The organism is Variovorax sp. 10L426 (assembly GCF_056395305.1).
The window spans coordinates 375,119-383,722 of sequence record NZ_JBFTJF010000004.1; the positions used below are offsets into that span (position 1 = coordinate 375,119).

Sequence of the window (8,604 nt, forward strand, 5' to 3'; positions counted from 1 at the left end):
GATGGCGGCGCTTCTGTTGTAGAGCCACGGGCCATACCGACATCGGACGAGCTGCACCTGCGACAACGCCCGTCAGCTGATTGCGCAGAGCAGTCGCAACCAGGATGGTGAGCTTCGACAGAACCAGCGCTTCGACTACGACGCGGCCGGCCAGCTTGTGCACATCAAGGAAGTGGTGAACCCTGGCGTCTTCAGAGACACGTTCTACCGCTACGACCTCGCGGGCCGCCACATCCGCGAGACCACCGTGCAGGATGAGGTGACCTACCAGGACAACTTCATCGCCTACGACGCGCTCGGGCGCATGCGCTGGATCGCGGATGCGCGCGCGGCGATCACCATCGACTACGACGCAGTGGGCAAACGCACGCACATCCACACCCACGTCAACGATCTCGTCGCCGAGGACACCGATCGGTATTACCAATACGACGCGATGAACCGCCAGACGGTGGTCGATGCGGTGGATGCGGCCGGCAACCTCGGTGCCACGGGCCATCGGCTCACCTACGACAAGAACGGCAATCGAACCAGCGATACCCACAACGGCCTGCGTTTGGTGGAAGCCGGCGGGCCGGGCAGCGGCCTGTGGGCGGCGCAGGCGGGCGAGACCCAGGAGGTCTACGGCTATGACGCGCTGGGACGCCTGGAGACCACCGATCGCGATGGCGTGAGAGTAGACCGTCGGACCTACGATGCGGCGAATCGGGTCATCTCCAGCGGGCCGGAGGCGCTGCCTGCGGCGTACATGGCGCTGCATCGCATGCACATGGGCACCACGGGCAACGACCCGCTGCAGGGGCGCCGCAACGAGTACGACGCCAACGGCTGGCTCAGGCACCAGGACACCTTCGAGTACGGCGTGTCGCTCACCGGCGTGAACTACGACTATGACGACGTGGGGAACGTCGTGAAGACGCTGGCGGTGCCGGTGGAAGCGGATCCGGAGAAACGGGCCTTCACCACGACGACGTACGAGTTGACGCGCTTCGAGGGCTATCAGGTCGTCAACAGCGTCAGCGCGACGCGCAAGACCGCCGACGAATACGACGTCCCGCAGTCGCTCGCGGGCCTGGCCTATGCCTACGACGTCAACGGCCACCTGCTCTCCACCGGCGACGCCGGCCAGATCACGCATCCGACCCTGCGCACGCACAACTTCGTGAACGACGCCGCAGGCAACGCGCTGTACGCCTCCTACTCGGCCGAAGGCGCCGGGCAGCATGAGCACGCCCAGCGCCAGCTGGTGGTCAACGGCGAGGTGCTCGGGCGCTATGGTGAGGTGGCGGACCAGCGCTTCGAGGGCTTCCCGATTCCGCAATTCAAGGGCGAGGCGCAGTTCAGCTTCGGCTACCAGCCCATCAACGGGAGCTACCCGGCGGGCAGTCCGGGCACCTATGCGGTGGCTGCCGGGGACACGCTCAAGAGCATCGCCAAGGGGGCCTATGGGGATGCGAGCCTGTGGTACCTGATCGCGGACGCGAACGGGCTCTCCAGCGACGCGGACCTGAGGACGGGCCAGGTGCTGACGATTCCCACGCGGGTCTCGAGTGCCAACAACGCGAGCACCTTCAAGCCCTACGACCCGACGAAGATCGCCCACGACACGCCCACGATGATGGCCGCGCCGGGCAACCAGGGCGGCTGCGGGGGGATCGGGCAAGTGATCGTTGCAGTTATCGCTGTGGTGGTTACCGTCTATACGGCCGGCCTGGCGAGCGGCGCCTCGGGCGCATTCTTGGCGACGATGCAAGCTGGCGCAACGACCCTGGCCGGTGCGGGCGCCGCCAGCGGGACGGCATTGGTGGCAACGGCTGCCGGCTCGGCGGCTGTTGGCTCGATCGTGAGCCAGGGCGTTGGCGTTGCCATCGGCGCGCAGGATTCCTTCAGCTGGAAGCAGGTGGCGCTGAGTGCGGTCGGCGGCGGAGTGACCGCTGGGCTTGGTGGCTTCGCGCCGACCGGCAACGTGTTTGCGGATGCGGTCATTCGTGGCGCTGTTGCCAATGCGGCGACGCAGGGCGTTGCTGTGGCGACCGGGTTGCAGTCGAGCTTCAACTGGCGATCTGTCGCGGCCTCGGCGGTGAGTTCGGGCGTGGCGAAGGGTCTGAATGCGGCCATGGGTTACAACCCGGTGAACGGCTTCGAGTTCGGAAAGAGCCTTGTGACCGGCATCGGCGGCAGCGTGATCGGGCAGGCGGTGCGCGGCGGCAAGGTCAGTGCGGCAACGCTGGCGACGGACGCCTTCGGAAATATCCTCGGAGACTACCTGGCAGCGGCTAACGGCCAAAAAAGCGTGCCCGCCCCGGTGGGCGAGAACGAGCGGCAGGCCATCATGGGGTTGTTCGATGGCTCGGGCACCGGCAGCAGCGCTGCGCTGGCCTACCTCGCGAACAACAGGTGGTCCGGCATGAGCGACACGTCGGCGCCCGCGTCGATCGGAAGCCGCTATGACGAAACGTTTGGTCGTGGCACTTCGTCGGTGGCCGATCGGTTGCGCCTCGGCTCCGACGATCTGGACACCGAGATCGCGGGGGCCAAGGCGTTCCTCGACCACATGAATGCGCAGAGCGAGCTCAACAAGTCGCCGGCTCGTCTGGCCGCCAATGCGGCCTACAACGGCGATTCCGCGCAAGCGTCGCGCGAACTGCTCGGTGGTGGACCGGGCGGGATCGCCGAGGTCAAGCCGTTGAATTCGGACGCGAGCTATGGGTTCACGAATGCCGAGCTCGCGTCGATGCACACTGAAAACACCAATCGAGCTCAGCAACTCGCCGCTGAGAGTGCGGCGGCCAGCGGCGGCGGCGCATCGATGTGGGTTGATGGCAGTGGTGTCCCGCACATCGTGATGAGCGGTGTAGGGAGCACCGGCTCGCCCGTCAACGCCGCCGAAACCGCCGCCCCGTGGCAGCCTGCGCCGGTGTCCAGCCTGGAGGCGTTCGGCCAGGGCTGGCGCGGGGACGGGTGGGGCGTGCTGGAGCACGGCACGCAGCCCAAGCCGTTTACGTACGGGCTGGGCGGCGGGACGCGCGCGGTGGTCGATAGCCTGACCGGTGCGGGCGCGATCAACCGGGCACGGCAAGCCTTCGCCAACGGGCAGAACACGCGCGGCGTGATCTACAGCATGCAGGGCTTTGGTGAGGCTGGCTTGACGGCGATGTCATTGGGGAGCTACGCGCTGGCCAAGACGGCAGTCATGGGAGCGATCGGCGCGCGCGGGTCGGTCGGCGCCATAGACGCTGTCGGCGCTTCGGCGAAAGGTTCGGCAAATGCAGGCACATCAAAGAGCATTGGTGAAGCTTCGGTGATCGGTGACTTGGCCGACGCGTCCTTGCCTTTGGGAAGCAAGCGCCTTCAGCTCAACCAGCCGAAGAGTCCTGCGTACCAGCCGGTCCGCAATGGCCCGATGACTATCGGTGGCACTAACTATTCTGGGCACGCCGTCGACCGTATGCAGGACCGTGGCCTCATGCCTTCCGTCGTTCAGCACACAATTGATGCAGGCGCATCGAGCCCTTCGCGTTTGGGGACGACGGTTCACTATGACCCCGTCAATAACGTCTCGGTAGTGGTGAACTCGCTCGGCAAAGTCGTTACGGTCAAACATGGAAAGTGAAAATCACATGAAGCAAGCTGACTTCGATAGCTTTGCCGCCCACGCTGCGGATAGCGTGTTCACGTTTGCCGAGTTCGCCAAGCGAACAGAGCAGTTGTTTGCAGATTCGGAGAGCGCAGAAGCACTCGAACCGTACAGAAGTGCCTGGTTTGAACTCGAAATCGTAAATGCGACCGCACTGGACGAGTGGGAGTCGGACGGTCGACCCGGAAAGTGGAATGAGAAATGGAATGAAAAATATAAGAACGATGCCATCGAGACCGTAAATTTGATCCGGGACGCTGCACTGCGGCTTTACGGGTAAAGGTTCACCAATACTTCCATCTCTTGCGGCATGCCTTTGGCAACGCTCTCGGTGTGCAAGATGGCTTTAGCTGGAAGCAGGTCGCTCTCAGTGCCGTGGGCGCGGGCGTCACCGCCGGGCTGGGCGGCAGCGGCCTCGTCGACACCGGAAATGTGGTGGGCGATGCGGTCATTCGCGGCGCTGTTGCCAACGCAGCGACGCAAGGCATCGCGGGCGACCGGGCTGCAGTCGAGCTTCAGCTGGCGATCCGTCGCAGCCTCGGCGGCGAGCGCGGGCGCGGCGCAGGGACTGAACGCGGCCATGGGTTACAACCCGGTGAACGGCTTCGAGTTCGGAAAGAGCCTTGTGACCGGCATCGGCGGCAGCGTGATCGGGCAGGCGGTGCGCGGCGGCAAGGTCAGCTATGACACCTTGCTCGCAGTCGATTTGCCAGCTGGGACCAAGATCATGACGCCTCGTCCCGTGTGGTCGCTCTTCGGCAGACCGGGCGGTGGCTTAGAGACGCGGGTCTACGCGCCGGTGACCAGCGATATGTATCGGACAATTCCTGCTCCAAGCTGAATTTCCAATGGCAAAAATCGAGATACCGGCTGCGTTGCAAAAAAAGCTTGGCCCAGAAATGAAAATGGATATCCATTGGATTGATGTAAAACTTCGGGACGGCCAAGTGTTGAAAAATCTAACCGTACGCGGTGGGCGGTACATCACTGGGCGCGACGATGATCCCGATGGAGAGGGACCTCTCGCCTTCACAACAGCAGACATCGTGAAAATCCGGCGTCACAGCATCTTTCCTTTCTGGTGATGCTGTCTACGACAGGTTTACGTCGGCCGAATGCGTTTGGCAATGTGTTGTGGGACAGCCTCGCAGCGGCGAATGGGCAGCGGACGCAGGGCGTTGGGCCGTGGTCGGATTCGGGCTACGAAAACGGCGCCGACGTGCAGGACAGCATCGCCGCTGCCAACCGGGGCGGCGCGGGTGCGCAGGTGTTCAACGAGCCGGGTTGGGGCCGCATGCTGGACTCTCCGGGGTATGCCTACGGTCTCGGCGGCAACGGCATCGCGGACTGGCAATGGCAAGGCAATGCAGCGGCCAAGGCCGAGCACAGCGCCTCGCTGGAGCGCGTGGCGCGCTCGGAACTTGGCAAGGAGCCGGGAGCCTCGAACGAGGATGGCGGAGGTGTCAATCACTCCTATGGCGGCAAGACCGCAATCGAGATCGGGGTGTCTGTTCCTCCGGGCGCCGGCGTCAATCCCGCCGGCTATGGCTTCGAGTTGAAAAACTTCAAAGCAAAGTAGAAGGGCTCGACCATGGCAGGACCTGGAATGAGCAATGCGAAATACGCATCGCTGACAAAATCCCAAAAGAGGCTGTACTGGCTCTTGATCGCCGCAGCAGGCGCGTTCATCGGATACATGTGGTTCTTCTACTAAGGAACGGCGCTATAGATCTGACGCGCTCTTAGCCGCGAAAATCAGAGCCCTCACCACCCAGCCCACGCGGCCGGGTTCGTGAGGGCTTCTTCGTTGGCGGTGCTCGTCGATTCGACGCCCACCGCGAAGCCATGCAAGAACGGACAATGGCCTGGACGAGGCGCCCTGTCTCGTGTGAGCGCCATCGAGGGCACTGGAGGCCCTGCTATGACCGAGGACGAGGCATCGTGATGGACAGACCGCTGATCGAGCTGCCGCCCGGCCTCGCCAAGCGCTGGGCCACCGCCCAGGCCCGAGCGGCGATCGCGGGCGCCATCGGAATGATCTACCACGCCATCGATGGCGCCCTCGTGTTCGCGATCAGTCATGCCGGCCTCGTTCGCGAGTTCCACGACCTCGACGACTTCGAGATCCACCTCGGCCACATCGAGAGCAAGGCGTGACGGCGCCGGCCGAGAAGGTGCTCGCGGTCGCCCAGGGCGTCAAGCCAGCTTCGGCGGCGAGGGGAAGGCTTCATCCCTCTCATGCGCGCGCCCATTGCCATAGGTAGCTGCTAAAGAAAAAGGCCTTCCCCAATCCCCTAGCCGCTGAGGGCTGGGGTTCCGGAGGTGATCGCAAGATGCGACCACCTGGTGGAGCGCACGCAGTTGCAGCCGCTGCCGGCGGTCGCGCCGGATCTGGGAGCGTGGCACAAGGTGTCGGTGCACCGCGATTGCCATGTCGCGCACGATTGCGTTCTGTATTCGGTGCCGTTCACGCTGGTGGGCAAGACGCTGTGGATGCGCGCGACCGACTCCACGATGTTCCTGTACCAGGATCACCAGCTGGTGGCCACGCGATTGAAGGTGCAGGGGAAACGCAGCGCATCCAATTCATTCGCGCTTCAAGAATTTGCCTTGTCGAAAAAGAGACTTGGCCTATAGCGCGCGAGCGTGCTCACTTGGTAGCCTCAACGTTGCATGAAGGCCAGCCGCTTGATCGCTTGATGAGCGGCCTTCCCATTCCCACCGTCAATAAAACCCTTGCATGGAATTGCTCCGTTCTACCCCCAACTCGCGCGCTCACATACGCGCATGCGCTCGCAATCTTCTAAGCCGCGCGACCAGGCTCGGTCAGTTGGCCATATTGGCCACCGTCATGCGACGGTCGCGCATGCAATATGGCCCAGGGCTGGTTTGTTGTTGACGCGGCGATCTACGTCGGCACGACGTTGAAGTCGATCGACCTTCGATTCGAGCAGCACTGTGAGGGCGTCATGCCAGCATTGCGCGGGAAGATTCACTGGGTGTTCTGACTCAGCCGTCACAGGTGCCTTTTGGGGGCCTCGAGATGAATGAGGCACCCCGCTGCGCGACCCTTCGTCGTTCCGCTTCTGGATCACAACGCCGACACGCTATGTGATCGGGCCGTCGTGGCGAAGAAGGCCATGACGCCCGCCACGTCTTCGTGTTGCAGCGATCAGTTCGCCCTGATTCCGACCGCGGCCATCCTCGCAGCATCGAAAACCACTCACCGCTGCGACGCCAACAACCAATTCAAAAAGTCGTTCGCAGGCCGACTTCGGAAGCCGGTCTCTTCACTATTTTTAACCAGGGAACCAACAATGAATTTTCGCTATTACGTCGCCGTTGCTGCGCTGACCCAGACTGTGGGTTGCGCCTCGATCGTCGGCGGTGTCAATCAAAGTATCTCGGTCCAGACACTGGATGCTGATGGGCCAGTCGCCGGTGCGACATGCAAATTGGAAAACAAGGAAGGAGCATGGTTCGTCACCACGCCTGGCTCGACTATCGTTCATCGCGCCTATGGCGATCTTGCGGTGAGCTGCGACAAGGAGCCGTATGCGACGGGGACAGCTACCGCCAAATCGAGCACCAAGGCCTTGGCTGTTGGCAACGTGCTTTTCGGGGGCGTCATCGGGGTGGGGGTAGATGCGGCGACTGGAGCGGCATATGACTATCCCGAACTTATTACGGTAACGATGGGCGCAAAGCCTGCGCCCCTTGCAATCCCAAAGGCCGAGCCGCCAATCTCCGTGGTGATTTCGCCGACGCCCGTCGCGGGGCTGGATGCGCCCGTCGCGAGCGATTCAATGCCCCCTTCGATCGCCAAGTAAGAACTCGCGAGGGAGATGCTTTGGTCAAGGCAGCGATGCCTTCGGCCCTTCTCTCAACAAGTAGATCGTCCAGCAGCGCTGCCTGATCGTCCCGGAATTTCACTTCAAGAAACGCCATGTTCCTGAAGGTGGAATCGCTACTGGCAGTGGCTTCATGGAGGTGGAACTGACTGTGACGCGTGATGGCTCGCAGCGCCTGTACAAAAGCTACGCCGCGCGCACAACTTTCGAATCCAGTTTTGCTGGCGCGGTGGCCATTCCGAAAGGACAGATCGAGTATCCGAACCTGGTTCGGGCGCTGTTGCGCGAGGTCTATTCCGATCCTGAGTTCGTCGTTGCTCTGGGCAAGTGAGGAAACTGTTCATGACGACTTTGCGTTTGGTTCGCCTGGCTCTCGCATCTGCCTTGGTTGGCTTGCTTGCCGCTTGTGCCCACCCCATTTCAATTAGTCCGGAATCGACACCGCCGCGCGTGGAGGGGCAACTCATTCAGAAGAAGGTCGCCTACGCCATCAGCGATGCTGACCTCGCCAAGGAAGTCATCTCGCCCGGAGGTGGTGGCGACCGTGTGAGTTACTACCCTCATCGCGATCTGGAAAAGGCCATGCGAGATGCGCTGCGCTCGGTCTATCAGGACGTCGTGGCCATTGGATCTCCGACGGAGCCCAATGGGGTGAGTCGATCGGGTGTGGATCTCGTCTTCATCCCGGAGGTCAAGACTACGTCCAGTTCGCCGTCGCCCTTCACTTGGCCGCCGACTCGTTTCACGAGCGAAATCTCATGCCTTGTGACCGATGCGGATGGCGTTGAACTCACGCGCGTTCGCGCTATTGGGGAAGGCAACGCTGAGTTTGACGAATTCAAGAGCAACTTCAGCCTTGCGGCAAACCGGGCGGGAACGGATTTGGCTGCGAAGCTGGTACAGGAAATTCGCGGCAACGAGAAGTTGCGGTGAATCCATTTGGCGGCGCCGCCTCAATGTTCCGGGGGCTAGCCCGGAAATTTCACCAGTAGAGGGTCGGCAGCCTCGTGCCGGAGCGCGTTGACATTGGTATCTGACGCCAATTTCAACCGAGGACTGCCGATGCCAAAGTGTACCGATGGGACGATGGATTTGGGGCGCCTGGGGCGCCGCGTC

The 8,604-nt window shown here is 62.5% G+C and carries 11 protein-coding genes; 10 read left to right on the top strand and 1 reads right to left on the bottom strand.

Features of this window, described 5'->3' with window-relative positions; all coding sequences use genetic code 11:
* Positions 1-175 precede the first annotated feature (175 nt).
* Both AC1DHL_RS08435 and AC1DHL_RS08440 read left to right on the top strand, forming a co-directional pair.
* Entirely contained in the window at positions 176-3,613 is a 3,438-nt protein-coding gene (locus AC1DHL_RS08435; RefSeq protein ID WP_478161688.1) for a LysM peptidoglycan-binding domain-containing protein, read from the top strand.
* Positions 3,614-3,620: 7 nt separating this feature from the next.
* Positions 3,621-3,917 (top strand): hypothetical protein, encoded by a 297-nt coding sequence (locus AC1DHL_RS08440; protein ID WP_478161689.1) that lies wholly within the window; start codon positions 3,621-3,623, stop codon positions 3,915-3,917.
* Here the strand turns inward: AC1DHL_RS08440 and AC1DHL_RS08445 are convergent.
* Positions 3,908-4,219: a hypothetical protein gene (locus AC1DHL_RS08445; protein WP_478161690.1), complete on the bottom strand. Its 312-nt coding sequence runs from the start codon at positions 4,217-4,219 to the stop codon at positions 3,908-3,910. The two genes, AC1DHL_RS08440 and AC1DHL_RS08445, sit on opposite strands and share 10 nt — an antisense overlap.
* Here AC1DHL_RS08445 and AC1DHL_RS08450 point away from each other — a divergent pair.
* From AC1DHL_RS08450 to AC1DHL_RS08485, 8 genes are all read left to right on the top strand, one after another.
* Positions 4,218-4,478 carry a hypothetical protein gene (locus AC1DHL_RS08450; protein WP_478161691.1) on the top strand — a complete coding sequence of 87 codons (261 nt, stop codon included), beginning with the start codon at positions 4,218-4,220 and terminating at the stop codon, positions 4,476-4,478. The genes AC1DHL_RS08445 and AC1DHL_RS08450 overlap by 2 nt on opposite strands.
* 7 nt (positions 4,479-4,485) lie before the next feature.
* Complete coding sequence (locus AC1DHL_RS08455) at positions 4,486-4,722, top strand: hypothetical protein (protein WP_478161692.1); 237 nt, start codon at positions 4,486-4,488, stop codon at positions 4,720-4,722.
* A gap of 44 nt (positions 4,723-4,766) precedes the next feature.
* A complete protein-coding gene (locus tag AC1DHL_RS08460) occupies positions 4,767-5,216 on the top strand; it encodes a hypothetical protein (RefSeq protein ID WP_478161693.1) in 450 nt (149 codons plus the stop codon).
* A 365-nt stretch (positions 5,217-5,581) separates the two neighbouring features.
* Positions 5,582-5,794 carry a hypothetical protein gene (locus AC1DHL_RS08465; RefSeq protein ID WP_478161694.1) on the top strand — a complete coding sequence of 71 codons (213 nt, stop codon included), beginning with the start codon at positions 5,582-5,584 and terminating at the stop codon, positions 5,792-5,794.
* Between the two features lie 189 nt (positions 5,795-5,983).
* A complete protein-coding gene (locus AC1DHL_RS08470; RefSeq protein ID WP_478161695.1) occupies positions 5,984-6,274 on the top strand; it encodes a Mu transposase domain-containing protein in 291 nt (96 codons plus the stop codon).
* Between the two features lie 503 nt (positions 6,275-6,777).
* Complete coding sequence (locus AC1DHL_RS08475; RefSeq protein WP_478161696.1) at positions 6,778-7,467, top strand: hypothetical protein; 690 nt, start codon at positions 6,778-6,780, stop codon at positions 7,465-7,467.
* A 154-nt stretch (positions 7,468-7,621) separates the two neighbouring features.
* Positions 7,622-7,819, top strand: coding sequence for a hypothetical protein (locus tag AC1DHL_RS08480; RefSeq protein ID WP_478161697.1), 198 nt, complete (start codon positions 7,622-7,624; stop codon positions 7,817-7,819).
* 11 nt (positions 7,820-7,830) lie between these two features.
* Complete coding sequence (locus AC1DHL_RS08485) at positions 7,831-8,421, top strand: hypothetical protein (RefSeq protein WP_478161698.1); 591 nt, start codon at positions 7,831-7,833, stop codon at positions 8,419-8,421.
* Positions 8,422-8,604: the final 183 nt, after the last annotated feature.